This window comes from Paraglaciecola sp. MB-3u-78 (assembly GCF_002835935.1).
Taxonomy (GTDB): Bacteria; Pseudomonadota; Gammaproteobacteria; order Enterobacterales; family Alteromonadaceae; genus Paraglaciecola.
This window is the reverse complement of the sequence record NZ_PJCF01000002.1, coordinates 12,970-29,767: the sequence shown is the minus strand read 5'-3', so window position 1 is coordinate 29,767 and position 16,798 is coordinate 12,970. Positions and strand designations below refer to the sequence as shown.

Below are 16,798 nucleotides of genomic sequence, written 5' to 3'. Positions count from 1 at the left end.
GGTGTTAAAGCCTACTTATTTAACTTATCTATATTTTTACTGTTTCAACCTTTAGAGGAGCTATAAATGCCAGCACCGATTTTAAGTCGTCGAGATATTGAATTCTTTTTATATGAGATGTTTGATGTTGAATCTTTAACTACTCGCGAGCGTTACCAAGACCATGACCGTGAATCTTTTGATGCAGCAATCGATATTGCACAGGCCATTGCCGAAAAATATTATGTCCCTATTCGTTTAAAGGTAGACAGTAACCAGCCGACATTTGACGGTAAAAAAGTCCATATTATTCCTGAGATTAAAGAAGGTCTCGATGCTGTTATTGAAGCAGGGCTAACGGCACCTACAACCGATTACGCCATGGGCGGGATGCAACTTCCACAAATTGCAGCCAGTGGTGCATCTGCTTACTTAGCGGCGGCAGCAAGTACCAGTATTGGCTATCTTTCACTGACGCATGCCAATTCTAATTTGATTGAAGCCTACGGCACGCCTGAACAAATAAACAAATGGGTCATCCCGCAGCGCGAAGGACGTTTTTTTGGCACCATGGCAATGACAGAGCCTGGAGCGGGTTCTGGTCTAGGTGATCTCTCTACCTCTGCCACTAAAGAAGAAGACGGCACTTATCGAGTCAAAGGTAATAAAATTTGGATATCAGGTGGTGATCATGACCTATCTGAAAATATTGTGCATTTAGTGCTGGCTAGAGTGAAAGGCGCACCGAAAGGCGTAAAAGGCATTTCGTTGTTTATTGTGCCTAAGTATTTGGTCGGTGATGATGGCAAAATTGGAGAGCGCAACGAAGTTGCTTTGGCCGGTTTGTTTCATAAAATGGGTGGGCGAGGGCAGACCTCAACGGCATTAAGTTTTGGAGAACAAAATGGTGCTGAAGCTTACTTGGTAGGCGAAGAAAACAAAGGCTTGATGTACATGTTCCATATGATGAACGAAGCCCGAATTTTAGTCGGTACCGGTGCCGCTCTTACCGCATTAACTGGGTTTCAATACTCTTTAGATTACGCCAAAGGGCGTCCTCAAGGGCGTTTGCTTTCTGCAAAAGACCCGTTAGCACCTCCAGTCAATATTATTGAACATCCTGATGTGAGGCGAATGCTGCTAACTCAAAAAGCGTATTCTGAAGGTGCATATGCATTGTGTCTATATGGGCATCAACTTTCTGAGGATGAAAAAACCGCTCCTACCGAAAGTGAGCGCAAACACGCATCAACCATACTGGACTTTTTAACGCCTATTATCAAAAGTTGGCCATCAGAATGGGGACCTAAATCCAACGATTTAGCCATTCAAGTATTAGGTGGACACGGTTATGTTAACGAACACCCCGTCGAGATGTTTTATCGTGACAATCGTCTTAACCCGATTCATGAGGGCACTACTGGGATCCAGTCGTTAGACTTACTTTGCCGAAAAGTACCGATGAACGATTTTAAAGGCTACCAAGCATTCTTAGCTGAAATACAGCTCACTGCCGAAAGTGTGAAGTTGACGGAAAGTTTACAGACCTATGCTGTTGCGTTACAGCATGCGGTGGACAACCTCAAGGAAGTGACAACCAGTGTAATGGGGGCTTCCAAGACCCAGAACCTTGATTTGGTTTTCTCTAACTCTGTTAGTTATCTGAATATGTTTGGCCACCTTACTATTGCTTGGTTATGGCTTAGACAAGCTGAGATAGCGACTAAGCAACTAGGCAAGGCCCTCCATAGTGACGATGAAAAGTTCTATCACGGAAAAATTCAAGCCATGAAGTATTTTTTCAATAGCGAGCTACCTCTTACGTATCACTGGGGTAACTTAGTGAAAAATATCGACAGTGCTAGTTTTGATACACATCCTGATTGGTTGTGACTTTAGGAACAAAATGGGTCATTAGTATTATATCTTTTGGGCGGGGATAAATTCCCGTTAGTTATATGACGTATGCATACGATGACCTAAATCCAGAACTGTCACCAAGCTGTTTTATAACGAATATCTTGGTGGTTTTTTTAGCTCAACAATTAAGTTCTACTCGGCACCTAGTCGAGCAGCTTTGGCACCCATCATATCCGCTTCTTTTTCTAATGCAGCGTTATCGTTTGCCGTCGAGGTTGGTTGCACTCTTCCTTGTTTTTGCTGAACTACATGCCAAGCCTCATGGGGTAAGTGTTTTCTTGCCTTGGTCCTAAATGTATATCGAACCGAATGTAGAATATTCAATCAATTAGTTTTATATCTCATTGCAAATTAAGCCGATCCTATGGCAATGCCGTGGGGGTCAACTTTATCTGAAACGTTTCCTTATAAAGAATACTCATCGTAATAAGACTCAATCAAATTTTAGTGGCACAAATGTATTAGAAAATACACTCATACGAGATATTAATACTAAGCTTGTCAAGGAAAAGGGAAGTTCCCATAGGGTTTGGCACTGTCTCTTTGAAGATGTTTATATGAATATATAAAGGAAATTAAACATGAGTGCATTAAATGGTGAAGTCATCGTTGCGGGTCAAAGCGTGGGTGATTCAATACAATTAAAAATATTTGGTGATGAGTTTTATGCTCGAAGAGAAACGCTAGATGGGTATACAGTTGTATATGATACTCAGAGAGGCGAATATTGTTATGCAAAGTTAGCTGAAGGCCGATTAGTGTCCAGTGGTATTCCTTTGCATAAAAATAAACCCACAACTTTGCGTAAACACCTAAAAGACAGTCCAAAAGTACGCAATCAAAAGTTTGGATTACGCTATCAACAATTAAGACCCCCTGAAGAGGTAGGAAACGCAAGTGTTATGCGAACACTTGGCGCAGAAGGAGGATTGTTAGAAGGACGCAAGCTGCATCTCGGTAATGTGCAAGGCCTTACCGTTATTGTGGATTTTGATGATATACGCACCAACATACTCCATGCTGATGTAGATGCTATGTTTAACAGCGATAACTTCCGTCAAAATGGTAATTTTTGTTCAGTAAAACGTTACTTCGAAATAGTTTCCAGCGGTAAATTAACCTACAGCAACTTGGTTGTTGGACCTATTAGGTTGTCCAAACGTCGCAGTCATTACATCAATAATCTGTTGGTAAAAGAGGCCATGGATATAGTAGTGAATGATCTTGGCATTGACCTGCAACAATTTGATTCGAAAAGTGAGGGGGTAGTCGATGCCATTAACTTTTTATATGCAGGGGAGTCTCAATACGACGGAGATTTATGGCCACACAATCATTTTCAAAGCTTAAATTATGGAAACATGAGGACCCATTATTATCAATTGACAGGTTTAGGGCAGCACAGTGTTGATCTACGCATTGGCACTATATGCCACGAGAACGGGCATTTATTGTGCCGTTTTCCCGATATGTATGATTATGGCAAACGTGATGGTGATTTTGAAAAAAGCCAAGGTATTGGACGATATTGTTTAATGGGATCTGGAAATCATTTAAACGATCGACGCACACCTTCACCCATTTGTGGTTATTTACGTGAGTTGGCGGGGTGGGTGGATCAGGTGATAGATTTGAACTCCCCAGGAGAATTTTCAGCTTTACAAGGGCAATACAATAGCATCTTAAAATATACGACAGATAAAGCTAACGAGTATTTTGTGATTGAAAACCGCACCAGAATAGACTTGGACAGTCATTTGCCATCTAGTGGTCTAGCGGTCTTGCATTGCGACACGTTAGGCTCAAATGAGTGGCAACAAGGGACCAGAAATAAACATTATCAATGTGCTTTGGTGCAAGCTGACGGGCATTTAGATTTGGAAAATAATCGTAATACAGGAGACGATACTGACTTGTTTTCGGGACAAAGTGGGATTGTCATTTCTGATGAAACTGTGCCCTCAAGTCGTGAATGGGACGATACCGATTCTGGTATGCAAATTCGTGATGTGTCAGAACCCGGTTCAGTCATAACATTCTCTGCAGGCATGTCTACCATACCCAGTGAGGTTATTGTTAGCTCCTCTCCAAATTTAGTTATTCCAGACAATGATGCTGCTGGTGTGGCAAGTCATTTGAGCGTCAATTCTGCGGGAGAGATACAAGCATTATCCATAAGTGTGCAAATAATCCACAGCTGGATCAGTGATTTGAAATTAAGTTTACGGTCGCCCTCAGGCACTTCTGTTATTTTACATGATCGAAAAGGTCATGATGGCGATGACATATTTGAAACTTGGTTCAGTACTGAACTGGCGAGTTTAAGTGTATTTCATGGGGAAAATGTAGAGGGGGAATGGACCCTTAATGTGCAAGATAACGCATCAGCTGACGTGGGACGTTTATTATCATGGCGGCTGAATATTGAAGTGAACCCAGTGTCAGTGAGGGAAGTCGAGATTGAGTCTGCACCTAACTCGGTGATCCCTGATAACAATTTTCAAGGTATTACCAGTCTCATATCCCAAAGCAAAAAGGGACATCTAAAAGAAATCACCACTTGGATTGATATCGAGCATAGTTATATCGGCGATCTACAAGTTGAGTTGGTAGCACCCTCAGGACGCCTTATTTTGTTGCATGACAAGGAGGGCGCTTCAAAAAATAACCTTAAACGTCATTATAGTTTTTTAGATACACCGCAGCTACAAGGTTTGCTGAATGAATCAATAGCTGGAATTTGGCAGTTAAGGATCCGAGATTTAGCCTCTGCTGACGTTGGAGTATTGCAAGGGTGGGGGTTGAAAATTAGTTACTAGCATGTTGTTTGTGTTGTTACTTTATTGAGCTAGTTATGTCACTAGCTCAATAATAAAAATTGGCCACACTCGCAGCTTAATTTAGAATAGATTTCTTGTTGGGGCACTCATTAGCCAGCCTAATTAAGTGGAAGGATCTGAACATCCTATACATCGTCCCTGTTCCAATCAATGCCATTTAATTAAAAATAAAGCAAAGCCTCTTGCCATTTTGTCAGTATCTAAGCCATCACCATCATCAAGTGGTTATCAAGTACACAGCGTATTTTTAATTTATTTTCTAACCCAACTTGACCTTGCCATCGTGGTAAGGTTTACCCTTGTCATATCGCTTATTAGGTATCAACAGGAGAAGGTAAATGCAATCTTCTATTCAACTCGCAGTGCAAGGTATGACATGTTCGTCATGTGCAGGTCGTATTGAGAAAGCGTTGCTTAAAGTTAAGAATGTGGAACAGGCCACGGTTAATTTGGCAACTGAAATCGTAACAGTTGAGGGGAACCCAAGTGCGACTGAGCTATTAAATGCCATCACTGGGGCTGGGTATCAAGTTAGCACTGAAACACGGCAGTACCAAGTAACAGGCATGACTTGTGCTTCCTGCGCAAGCCGCATAGAAAAGGCATTACTGAATGTGGCAGGGGTGATGACAGCCAATGTTAATCTGGCAACAGAACAGGTCAATATCGCGCTACTAAGTCAAATTAGTGATGCCAATCTTAGTCAGAGCTTGCTCAGTGATGCGGTACAAAAAGCAGGTTATCAGCTTGTTGCGCTGCAAAGTTTAGCTGAACGAGCTGATACGGAAGAGCCTGCACTGCCATTTTACCGCAGTGACAACTGGCCCGTTATCGGAGCTGCAATACTCACATTGCCACTGGTGTTACCGATGTTAGCTATGTTGTTTGGCATCAATTGGGTGATGCCATCTCTATGGCAATGGTTGCTGGCAACACCGGTACAGTTTTATTTTGGCGCCCGCTTTTATCGTGCTGGTTTTAATGCATTAAAAGCAGGGACGAGCAATATGGATCTGCTAGTCGCATTAGGTACTAGCGCAGCTTACGGTTTATCGCTGTATCTTTGGTATAGCTTTGAAGGCCTTCATGGAGCACCGCATCTATATTTCGAAAGTAGTGCGGCCGTTTTGACTCTTGTGTTAATGGGGAAACTATTAGAAAAGCGTGCTAAACGTCATACCACAGACGCGTTGCGGGCATTGGAAAGTGTACAACCGACTACAGCCAAAGTATGGCGAAATGAAAACTGGCAATCTGTTCCGGCAATTGAGCTGCAACGTAATGAAAAAGTAAAAGTGTTACCCGGTGAACGCATTCCAGTTGATGGCAAGATCATCAATGGTGACAGCCATGTTGATGAAGCGCTTATTAGTGGTGAGAGTATGCCTTTGGTAAAAACGCTAGGAGATAAGGTCACAGGCGGCTCAATTAATCTTGATGGGGTACTTGAGTTAACGGCCACTGCCGTTGGTGCTGAGTCCACACTGGCGAAAATCATTCACATGGTCGAACAGGCTCAAGGAGCCAAAGCGCCAGTTCAGGCCTTAGTCGACAAAATCAGCAGTGTGTTTGTACCATTAGTGCTGCTTATTGCATTATTGACCCTTATTGGGTGGGGGATGATAAGCGGTGACTGGACTCAGGGTATTTTGCATGCCGTTGCGGTGCTGGTTATTGCTTGCCCTTGTGCTCTGGGGTTGGCTACACCGGCTGCCATTATGGCTGGCACCGGAACAGCTGCTCGCCACGGTATATTGGTAAAAGATGCCCAAGCACTAGAGCAGGCAAAACAAACCGATATGGTTGTCTTCGATAAAACGGGCACCTTAACTGAAGGTAAGCCTGAATTGATTCAGTTAACCCCATTTCAAATCGATGAACAAGAACTACTCATGTTGGCATATGGTCTGCAGCAAAATAGTGAGCACCCTTTGGCTAAAGCAGTCGTAACCAGGGCACAACAAGATGCGATAAAATTACCTGATATAAAACACTTTAAGGTGATTGCAGGTAAAGGCGTTCAAGGCGAAGAAAATGGCAAGCAGTTGTTGCTCGGAAGTCGTCGTTGGATGGAAGAGATGGGACTGACATTGCCTTTGCAGCAAATAACCACCAAAGGTGCATCGGTCTCCTGGCTGGCAAGAAAGCAAGATGATAAAATTGGACTGCTTGGTTTGTTGTGTTTTGCCGACAAAATTAAAGAACAGGCTAAAAATGCAGTGGAGTCCCTAAAACAAAGAGGTATCAAAGTAGCGATGTTAACCGGTGACTCTGCAGCAAGTGCACAGCAGGTCGCCAGTGAACTGGAACTGGACGATTATCAGGCTGAAGTATTACCTCAAGATAAAGCAGCAGCCATTGCTCGTTACCAGCAGCAAGGTTATCAAGTGGCGATGGTGGGTGATGGTATCAATGATGCTCCTGCGCTTGCTCAGGCCGATTTAGGTATTGCCATGGCCACAGGTACAGAAGTCGCAATAAGCGCCGCAGCCATTACATTGATGCGAGGTGATCCTGCATTAGTGTCAGCAGCAATATCCCTTGCAGCAGCCACTTATCGAAATATTAAGCAGAACCTATTCTGGGCGTTTGCCTTTAATACCATCGGGATCCCGTTGGCAGCGCTAGGGTATTTAAATCCAATTATTGCCGGTGGAGCGATGGCTGTCAGTAGCGTACTGGTCGTTACCAATGCATTACGCTTGCAACGTAAAAAGTTTTAAGAGGATAAAATATGCACCAATTAATCACCATAGGGAATGCGGCCAAAGCGAGTGGCTTGACCGCTAAAATGATCCGCCACTATGAACAGTCCGGCTTACTGCAAAGGCCAGCACGGACCGAAGCAGGATACCGGTTGTATAATAATGAACAGCTTAATCAGCTAAAGTTTATTAGACAGGCACGGAATCTGGGTTTCTCGTTACATGAGATTAAATCATTACTAAGCCTGTGGCAGGATCCCGAACGGGAAAGCCGAGCAGTTAAGCTGATGGCTGAGCAGCATCTGCACGAAATTGAGACAAAAATCTCTGAGTTGCAACATATTCAGCAAGTGTTAACTGAATTAGCGACCAGTTGCCGTGGTGACAGCAGTCCAGACTGCAGCATATTGCAACAATTGGCTAAAATCGATTAATCCGAAGATTTTCAGATTATTGGAAATCTATAGCCACTCATTTTGCTAGTAAATACCAGAGTCTTATTTATTTTTTCATTGAAAAATGAGCCGATGAAATGACCACTTTAGCTCTAAACGTCCTATTCACAAGGGTAAGAGCGTACGGTAGCAGATGTTTTTGACTGCCGTTCACTATCCGCTGTCCATAGTTTGGATTGATTGAATTCACTAATCGGAACTAACAAACGGATACCATTTATGGTTATTCAGCCCCCCATGATCACCAGCAAAAACACCGCTATGGCACTCATAATTGGCGCGATAAAAAACCATATCGGTCGATACAATATACCCATTAGACTCGTGACATAAAACAATAACCACAATGCCCAATGTATGGCCGAAAATAAGTTAACATAACTAAGCAACAGTAAGCCCGGTAAGGCTTTTATTCCAATATATAGCAAACAATAGCTTTGCAATACATACTTAGAAATGGGCAAGCTGGTAAAATAGGGCTGATACAAACGCAGTAAAGCTTGCGAATCGAACAAACTGCTCGCCATCAGTAACGCGGCACAAAAACTGAGAAAGCCTGCAACATAACTCTGGGCCTCAAGTTTCACTCCGTTGAACATAATACCTAACATAATGGTCATTAGTAACAGGGCAACAAAACGTAATCCTTCAGAACGAGGATTATGTAAATCTGCTTGTAGTTGCAACCTGAATATTCCTTTAGGCCAGTTACCTAAACTAAAAGAAGGTATAGGCAATTGACGCTCAATTATGATTGCCACACACCACAATACTAACCACTGCGTTTTAGCGAGCTCATCCGCCATCGGAATTGCCCCTAAGGGCAATATCAACAAGCTCAACCAAGGCAATTTGGACACTCGTACTGCACTAACACTGTAATAACTGACTAAAACTACCAGCCCAAAAATAGGTGCTAGTTGTTCAACAATATGCAACAGGGTGAAAGTGAAAAAGCGGTCTGCTGCTCCATATACCATCAATAACAGCAGGCACAGCGGCCCAAGCAGAAGAATATTCGCGCTGTATACAATTAAACCCGTTTCACACCACTGTCGCTTAACGTCAGTCACCGTTAAACTATCAACATAATAACGATGCTGGGTGGCCAATACTCCATGGCGTTGTATCAACATCCAGCTATATATGAACAATAAATAGGCCCATAAGGTATTTAAATACAGAGTGTTTTCACTGCTGCTATCCGCCAGTATGCCCCAAGCTACAAAAGGTAAAAAAATCAGTGCGGGCAAAGCAAGGGGAAACAAAGCAACGATGCCCATACTTAATTGCTTGATACTGTCTAACCACTGTTTGAGTGATGCGTTATAGAGCTTGAGCCGAAACTGCCAGTAATTCATGCAGGCTCTGGCTCACTGCGTTGCAATTGAATGTGTCTTACTTGTTGATGTTTTTCAGCAACCCCTTCATGACTGGCAATCATGACCTGCCCTGGGTAATCCCTAAGCAATAAATTAAGGGCTAATCGCGCTTTGTCATCTAAACCGTTAGCTGGCTCATCAAGCAATAACAAGGGGGGTTGATGCATCACTGCAGTGAGCAAACTGAGCTTTTTATGATTACCTAAAGACAAGTTATCGACTTTAGTATGCCAATACTGCTTTAAGCCAAATTGTGTGAGCCAATGCTCGTCTGGTTCACAATTAAATTGACGCTGATGAAAATCCAATAATTCAGCCACAGTCAAAAATCCCGGTAAAGCCACCTTAGATGCACTAATACCAATATACTGTTTACTTGCTGTCATTAGGACCGACTGTTGATTGAAACTCACCTTACCTGCATCTGGCTTAATGAGACCTGCAGCCAGCATTAATAAAGTGGTTTTGCCACTGCCGTTTGGGCCACTAATAAGGACTCTGGGCTCGTTGATCTCAAGGGAAAAATCATTGAACACACAGCGGTTTTGATAATAATGGCTGATCTTTTCAAACACTAACAATCGAATACTACCTTATTGTTTAATCACGGAACAAAATTCAATATTAAAACATTTTAGTTTTGTTCGATGCAACTTGATCATCAATCGGGTAAGAATAACGTTCAAAATCCGCTATTGTTTAGATTATCAGTTAGCTGTCGGACACGCTGAACACCAGATAGCTCTGCAAAGCTTAACAGCTAGCGGATAATATCCAATGGCTTTGGGTATAGATAAGCAGATAGCAGATGACACCCGTTATTTTTATCGCAGCTTTATGAGCAAAAAAAAGCATCTACCAAAAACTGGAAGATGCTTCTTGATGATTATCAACAACATTGGATTACATGGATTTATTCAGGCATACCGTCGTCGTCAATCAATTTTGATAGTGAAATTAAAATGCTTAAGATTTTTTCTTAAAGCGACGTATGGCTAACCCCGTCATCCCTAATGCCAAAATTATAATTATTGATGGCTCTGAAACATTAACACTTTGAGAGACTAACGTACTGCCATTGAAAGCCACAAATTGAGAGGCGGCTCTTGCATCATATAATTTAAATACATTGGTGATTGTGCCGTCATCCTTGGTTAATGCTGTGTCTGAGTTTTCTGAACTGAGCCAAAACCATGCTACTGCCTCTTCATCGAGTCCAAAAAGTGACTCGAAGCTTGCCAAGTCAGCTGTAGTAGGACTACTGCCAAGGTAATCAAATTTGAAACCATCGTTCCATTCTTTCTTGGTTAAAAATTCACCCATCCACCCATCTCTACCTTCTGCGCTAGCAGAGTAATCACTGGCTCTGTTGGTAACGCCAAAAGACGTAATACTCAGGAGTTCATCTAAGATTGTAATATTATAATCTAAGTAAGCACCTACCTGGTTCTCTTCGATAATAACCTTGCCATTAACGCCTATTAGTGTGCCTGCTGCTTTTTTTACTTCTGCTTCAGCTTTTGCCTTTGCTACTGCTTCAGCTTTTGCTTTTTTTGCTGCTTTTTTTGCCTTTGCTACTGCTTCAGCTTTTGCTTTTATTGCTGCTTTTTTTGCCTTTGCTACTGCTTCAGCTTTTGCTTTTATTGCTGCTTTTTTTGCCTTTGCTGCTGCTTCAGCTTTTGCTTTTATTGCTGCTTTTTTTGCCTTTGCTGCTGCTTCAGCTTTTGCTTTTATTGCTGCTTTTTTTGCCTTTGCTGCTGCTTCAGCTTTTGCTTTTATTGCTGCTTTTTTTGCCTTTGCTGCTGCTTCGTCTTTTGCTTTTATTGCTGCTTTTTTTGCCTTTGCTGCTGCTTCATCTTTTGCTTTTATTGCTGCTTTTTTTGCTTTTGCTACTGCTTCAGCTTTTGCTGCTGCTGCTTTAATATAACATTGCGCTGTGCATTTATCTTCATGGTAATCGTCGACGACAACGGCCCCTGCGATAACGGGGCTTTGAATAATGGCTGCTGTATTAGATGCAACTGCATTACCCGTCAGCAGCAATAAACCCAACCCCAATAACAGCGTGCTAAATTTGTATTTCTTGTTCATTTAAAACCTCGTCTTTAGTGATACGTAATTATTAAAAAATAATACGTTTATTATTGACCTGGTTAAGCACTTACCATGCCAATAATATTTTTTGTATAATACAATATGTCAGCGAATTTTTTATTTTCCAAATATATGGGCAGGTTAGTGCCAAAAGCGATTATTACTGAGTCTTTCAGTTAACGATCCAAATTAGCACATACCGGATATTGGTAAGCGTTACGCTTATCTACGCTTTGGACGCTCACCGAACAGTCGCGTTTTATTCAGTATTATGCTCCGCTTCTCGCTCGAAGGAAGCGGATAGCAGATAAACAATGGATGGCAGGTGAGACATACAAATCAATCAGTGATCTAGCACAGATTTTTCGATGAAATATCCATGAGTCAAATTTGTGTAAAGAAACCAGACAGTGAATGTTCCCTTTAAGTAACGTAATTGTTTAAATAATCTGACTGTCCGTTATGACTGGAAGGAGCTGGAAAGTAGATAAAAATTGACTGACAACTGATACCGATTAACTCAATCAGTGATAAATTATCAATTTTAACGAAATATTCATGAGTCAAAATTGTGTAAAGAAACCCGCCAGTGCGCTATATCTTGAATGTTCTGACTGTCCTTTGATCGCTCATTGCCGTCAGTCAAGTTTAATTAATCGTATGATGATTTTTCACTCAGTTCGAATTCTCTTACGACCGTTTTAGGTCGTTAGTTGCCTTTTTTAGAATAGAGTGATGTTATTTATACAAAAACTAATCTGAATCTGTTTTTACATAATTCAGAATTTAGAACAAGCGCTTCCCGCTGTTGTGCAAACCAGCCCTGAATATTGCTTATGATGATGAACTACTTTTATTCAAACAGAATTATCTGAGGCGGTGCTCTACTTTGTGGGGGTAATCAAAAACTAGTAATACTACCTATATTTCATTTTCCAAAAGACAGTTACCCTAAATTTGTTTACATATATTAAAAAGGTAATAAATGATGAACATCAATTTATTTGAAGATATTGGGGGACAGGCTGCTGTTGACGCTGCTGTTGATATCTTTTATCGAATAATATTGAGTGATAAGAGCATCTCTTCATTTTTCGATGATACCGATGATAGCGTTAATGAAGCCCAATTTGTTAATCAGAAAAGTCTCCTGACGAAGGCATTTGATGGGCATCATCATTACATTGCTAAAGAGATACAAGTTGGACCTTGGGCCATTAGCAGCAAAAAGTCTAAATGAAGTCCAACTTCCTGCCGTATCGGGTCATTAATAAGCAACCCTTGAAGCATTCAGGTTGCTGAACAATTACTATTTACTGGTGAATGGTGCAACTCTTCCTGATAATGTTTTACGAGATGCGCTTCCAGATGAACATAGTGGGCCTATACCTTTCTACCAAGGCTGCAGACACTTCCAGTCTCTATATCTAAAACCCGTGACAATCATAATCTTCAAGCTTTTTGGGTTTTTTATTCATATACAAAAAATGCTCATAACCTACCGAAAAAGCAAAAGGATTGGCATTATAATCGGCGTAATACTGATCCCTTCCTAATTTTGCTTCATTGACACCGGATGCAAAACCGCTTAAGAAATCATCTCTGTTATTTATCAATAAATTTGTAGTATCTCCGTGACTATCAACTATTTCAAACACTCCTTCATGAATGAATTTATTCAGTAGCGTCACGTTGAACGTACCGCTATAAATCTCGGTTTCAGGGTCAAATTTCACCATAGATGTGGCGTTATTGTTGGTGGCCTCCATAAGAGAGGCAAATAATTCACGTACTTTTTTTGATATCAATTTATCAACCTTATAAATTTAGAGATGGCTCTTAGTTGTGAACCGAGCATTATTATCAAATGCTGCTTAGGTCATACATGATTCGATTCTGCCGCTATAGATGTCAAATTTTAGGTTTTGACAGTACCCATTAAAACCTGCATAAACTCAGTCACTTCAAAAACGCAACCCAGTGAAGATACTAATAATAGTAAAACAGCTTTCATTGTAAATGTTGGAACTAATCAACTATATCCGGTCTGCTTAGGTTGTTATAACCCTTCCCTTATCGCCCTATCATAGGCAGACAACCCAGATTGAATGGCTGGGGAAAGTAGGCTTTAACCCTTAACACTCATTCCTTTTCTTGAATGCTGAATGACATAAACATGGTGGATAGTCAAAGCGCTTAACGCTGCTGCTCTTTAATGTGTTCTACTGATGCTTTATGATGCCCGGTTTTTCTAGGTCTTCTGTCTTTATGAGATATAAATATGGAAAACTTGTTTATTTTTGGCTAATACAGTTTGCAATCAAATCATACTTTTGCTGTTTAATTGTGGGTTAAAGATACGCAGAAAAGAGCTACAACTTACCGATATTAAAAATCTAGATGCGGTTGTTTAACAATTAGGAAAGTAATGACTTTTCATGCAATTGTATTTTCATGTGTTTTAACTTTTTTGATATTTACAATTGATGAATGGGTTATGAACTCATTGTTTGGTTGAATAATATTAAGATGAAATTAATAGTGGGGTGCTTTAAGTAAACTTTAATATAATTAAAATATTCTATTTTTTATTTAATTTTGCTGATGAGTCTTTACTTAATGCTGTATGTCGTTATCCCTGCCAAAAATGAACGCCAGAATGTCAAACCCTTAGTAAATGAAATAATCAGTTGCGCTGAAAGATGTTGCAACATTTGAGATCCTCTCTATTGATGATGGTAGCGAAGACTATACCTACGCAGAAGCCGCAGATATGCGAGTTGAGAAGTTCACAGAGTTACAGCCTTATAAGCACTCTTTTTCTGTTGGACAAAGTGGGGCAATCCGAACCGGTGTATCAAAAGCTACAGATGATTTAATTGTCAACTTGTGCTTATTCTGGGGAGAAGCCCTTTACTCAGCTTTCTAATACCAGTCAAAGCACCCTTAAACATTTATGATGGGTGCTGTAATTTAGATTGATGGCAGTATTCCGCTTATAGAGTCCGAGTTAGCCCCATCAACACTAGTATCGGTTTTACTGGCCATTACTTCTGCCTTGCCTGAACTCTCCGGCTCCGGTTTCAAATCATACCACTGCTTGTCATACGCCAAGCTACCAAATAATGCATGTGCCAGTGCGACTTCACCTAGCTTCGCGTCTTCCGGACTGCGCACTAACTGTTTGGCTGCGGGATCATAAGCAAAATAGGAAGGGGCTTTGTCTGGCTGCAGTATCGCAACTTTGTCATTGGTCATGTAAGCGAAATTCTTGGAAAATTGCATCATGGCCCGCTCCGGAGCGTCTTCCTTAATCAAATCATGGCCCAGCATGGGATGGTAATCTGCAATGCCCATTAACGATAACAAGGTCGGTGCCAAATCAATCTGACTCACCAAACGGGTATCTTGTCGTGGCGTGATATCTTTGCCAAGAATAAGACCGGGAATATGAAATGATTTTACCGGTACCAGCTCAGCACCAAACACTCTGGCATCATGGTCAGCAACGATCAAAAATAGCGTATCTTGCCAATAATCTGATTGTTTGGCTATTTCGATAAAGTTACCCAGTGCATAGTCGGCATAACGGATTGCACGGTCTCTATCGTCTTCTCCTGCCACTGTTGAAATTTTACCTTGTGGAATTTCGAAGGGATCATGGTTACTTGAGGTGAATACCAGGCTAAAGAACGGCTTGTCCGATTTGTGCAGCGCCGTTAACTCCTTATGCGCCTGATTGAATAGCCCTTCGTCACTGGCCCCCCAGGACCCAACAAATTGGGGTTCACTTATATCATCAAAATCAACAATATCCTCAAAGCCATTACCCAGGAAAAAACTCTTCATATTGTCAAAATGACTTTCGCCACCGTAAATAAACTGGGTTTCATAGTCGTGACGTGATAGCAAACTGGCAAGGGTAAAAAAATTGCGTTGTGATTTATCCAGCTTCACGACCGATCTGGCTGGCGTGGGTGTGAAGCCGCTAATAACCGCTTCAATGCCCCTAACTGAGCGGGTGCCTGTGGCGTAAAGCCGCTCAAAATTCCATCCCGTTTGCATAAGTTTATCCAGTTCAGGCGTGATCCCCTTGCCCCCGAGATGCCCAACAAATTGTGCCCCAAGGCTTTCCTCAAGAATAATGACCAAGTTCTTGGGTTTACCTTTGTGACTAGGAATTTGTTTACTCAGCGTGGGAAGCAAGTCTGATTGGAATGCAGTCACATTTTGACCTGTTTCCTGGCGGACCAGGTCAATGACTCGTTGATTGCTTAGGTGCCCATAAACCTTGGCAGCATGGATCTCGTTGCCAAGTTGTTTTGCGGCGAATGCAACGCTGTACATTGAATTAAGTGTCAATGAGTTGATTAGGGGGTCAGTTGAAAAATAAACGAATGAGGGGTTTATAGGCCGGTGGCCCATCGTCCCCCTCGCCCCAGCAAACATAGCAATAAAAACCAATAAAAAAGAAATCGCAGCCACAGCAGGAGAAACACCTTGGGCTTGCAAGCTGTGTTTAGACTCTTTGGCACTGCTTGCCCTGGGCAATACCTGTAAATAGATGATTTTCCAGCAAACAAATGAACAGAGCAACAATGCAACTAAAGCGAATAATACCGCAACAAGATGCCCGTTAAGCAACATACTAAACACTTCTTTGGGATAGATTAAGTACTCTATAAACAGCCTGTTTGGTCTCAGATCGTATTCACTGATAAACGTCGGAGTAGCCACTTCAAAAAACACCAAGCAAACAATACACAGCAAAAACCAATACCTCAGAACAGAAAACCAAGATTTTGATTGTTTAAGGAGAAACATAACAGGATGCAGCAAGGCGGGAATAATAAGTAAATAACACAGGGTACTGATGTCTATTCTAAGTCCATTGACCATCACCTGCACAACGGTTGAGATGTTCTCAATGCGCTCTATTTGCCAAAGCAAAAATCCTAAACGAAACATAAAGAGTATCGTTAATGCGATGGTGAAAAAAGTCAAAAAAGGTCGAATAAGGTGGTAACAACTGCCAACAGCTCGCATACACAGCCCATGTATTATTGAATAGCATACATCTTAGGAGTATTAGCTTAAGAATCGCTTAAGAGAATCTGAAGATTTACGCAAGACTACCGCAAGTCCATATTTAATAGACTTAGCAAGAAAATTCTTCAGCCAATCTTAGCAAGAACTTAAGATTCGCCATCTGAGTGTAAACTACGTTATTGTCTGGAGATGCGCAAATAAAAAACTTCTCTTTCTCAAGGTATTGAACAAGTTCGCTGACCACTATTGTTCAACGTTCCCTGGCAGTTATTCTTTTAGACGGTACACCTGCCACGAATGGCCTTTGCCTGAACAAAACAAACCCTACCCGCCTCAATATATACCCGTCTCCTGTGAATCTGCAGCGTTGTGGT

General features: G+C 41.5%; 12 protein-coding genes. 6 read left to right on the top strand and 6 right to left on the bottom strand.

Going from position 1 to position 16,798, the window contains the following annotated elements:
• Positions 1-66 precede the first annotated feature (66 nt).
• Positions 67-1,872, top strand: a complete 1,806-nt coding sequence (locus CXF95_RS01990; protein WP_101197160.1) for an acyl-CoA dehydrogenase — start codon at positions 67-69, stop codon at positions 1,870-1,872.
• 159 nt (positions 1,873-2,031) lie between these two features.
• Here CXF95_RS01990 and CXF95_RS30270 read toward each other — a convergent pair whose 3' ends face one another.
• Positions 2,032-2,223 carry a hypothetical protein gene (locus CXF95_RS30270; RefSeq protein ID WP_101197159.1) on the bottom strand — a complete coding sequence of 64 codons (192 nt, stop codon included), beginning with the start codon at positions 2,221-2,223 and terminating at the stop codon, positions 2,032-2,034.
• Between the two features lie 257 nt (positions 2,224-2,480).
• On the opposite strand from CXF95_RS30270, the gene CXF95_RS01980 reads away from it, so the two are divergent.
• The 3 genes from CXF95_RS01980 (at position 2,481) to cueR (ending at position 7,878) form a co-directional block, all read left to right on the top strand.
• A complete protein-coding gene (locus CXF95_RS01980) occupies positions 2,481-4,718 on the top strand; it encodes a M6 family metalloprotease domain-containing protein (RefSeq protein WP_101197158.1) in 2,238 nt (745 codons plus the stop codon).
• A 359-nt stretch (positions 4,719-5,077) separates the two neighbouring features.
• Positions 5,078-7,462 (top strand): heavy metal translocating P-type ATPase, encoded by a 2,385-nt coding sequence (locus tag CXF95_RS01975; protein WP_101197157.1) that lies wholly within the window; start codon positions 5,078-5,080, stop codon positions 7,460-7,462.
• Positions 7,463-7,473: 11 nt separating this feature from the next.
• A complete protein-coding gene (gene cueR / locus CXF95_RS01970) occupies positions 7,474-7,878 on the top strand; it encodes a Cu(I)-responsive transcriptional regulator (RefSeq protein WP_101197156.1) in 405 nt (134 codons plus the stop codon).
• Positions 7,879-8,126: 248 nt separating this feature from the next.
• On the opposite strand, the gene CXF95_RS01965 is transcribed toward cueR, so the two are convergent.
• The 3 genes from CXF95_RS01965 to CXF95_RS29875 all read right to left on the bottom strand — a co-directional run bounded on the left by CXF95_RS01965 (position 8,127) and on the right by CXF95_RS29875 (position 11,324).
• Positions 8,127-9,260, bottom strand: a complete 1,134-nt coding sequence (locus CXF95_RS01965) for a DUF6136 family protein (protein ID WP_101197155.1) — start codon at positions 9,258-9,260, stop codon at positions 8,127-8,129.
• Positions 9,257-9,856, bottom strand: coding sequence for an ATP-binding cassette domain-containing protein (locus CXF95_RS01960; RefSeq protein ID WP_232787629.1), 600 nt, complete (start codon positions 9,854-9,856; stop codon positions 9,257-9,259). The genes CXF95_RS01965 and CXF95_RS01960 overlap by 4 nt, the downstream gene beginning before the upstream one ends.
• Before the next feature lie 391 nt (positions 9,857-10,247).
• Positions 10,248-11,324, bottom strand: a complete 1,077-nt coding sequence (locus CXF95_RS29875; RefSeq protein WP_198556473.1) for a hypothetical protein — start codon at positions 11,322-11,324, stop codon at positions 10,248-10,250.
• 1,036 nt (positions 11,325-12,360) lie between these two features.
• On the opposite strand from CXF95_RS29875, the gene CXF95_RS01950 reads away from it, so the two are divergent.
• Positions 12,361-12,615, top strand: coding sequence for a hypothetical protein (locus CXF95_RS01950; protein WP_232787594.1), 255 nt, complete (start codon positions 12,361-12,363; stop codon positions 12,613-12,615).
• 187 nt (positions 12,616-12,802) lie between these two features.
• Here CXF95_RS01950 and CXF95_RS01945 read toward each other — a convergent pair whose 3' ends face one another.
• On the bottom strand, positions 12,803-13,183 hold the full coding sequence (locus CXF95_RS01945; RefSeq protein WP_101197153.1) for a hypothetical protein: 381 nt from the start codon (positions 13,181-13,183) through the stop codon (positions 12,803-12,805).
• An 887-nt stretch (positions 13,184-14,070) separates the two neighbouring features.
• Between CXF95_RS01945 and CXF95_RS30265 the strand changes: the two genes are divergently transcribed.
• The gene (locus CXF95_RS30265; RefSeq protein WP_369809277.1) at positions 14,071-14,304 is read left to right on the top strand and encodes a glycosyltransferase; all 234 of its coding nucleotides are present in this window, start codon (positions 14,071-14,073) and stop codon (positions 14,302-14,304) included.
• Between the two features lie 44 nt (positions 14,305-14,348).
• Here CXF95_RS30265 and CXF95_RS01935 read toward each other — a convergent pair whose 3' ends face one another.
• On the bottom strand, positions 14,349-16,343 hold the full coding sequence (locus CXF95_RS01935) for an LTA synthase family protein (protein WP_101197152.1): 1,995 nt from the start codon (positions 16,341-16,343) through the stop codon (positions 14,349-14,351).
• Positions 16,344-16,798 lie beyond the last annotated feature (455 nt).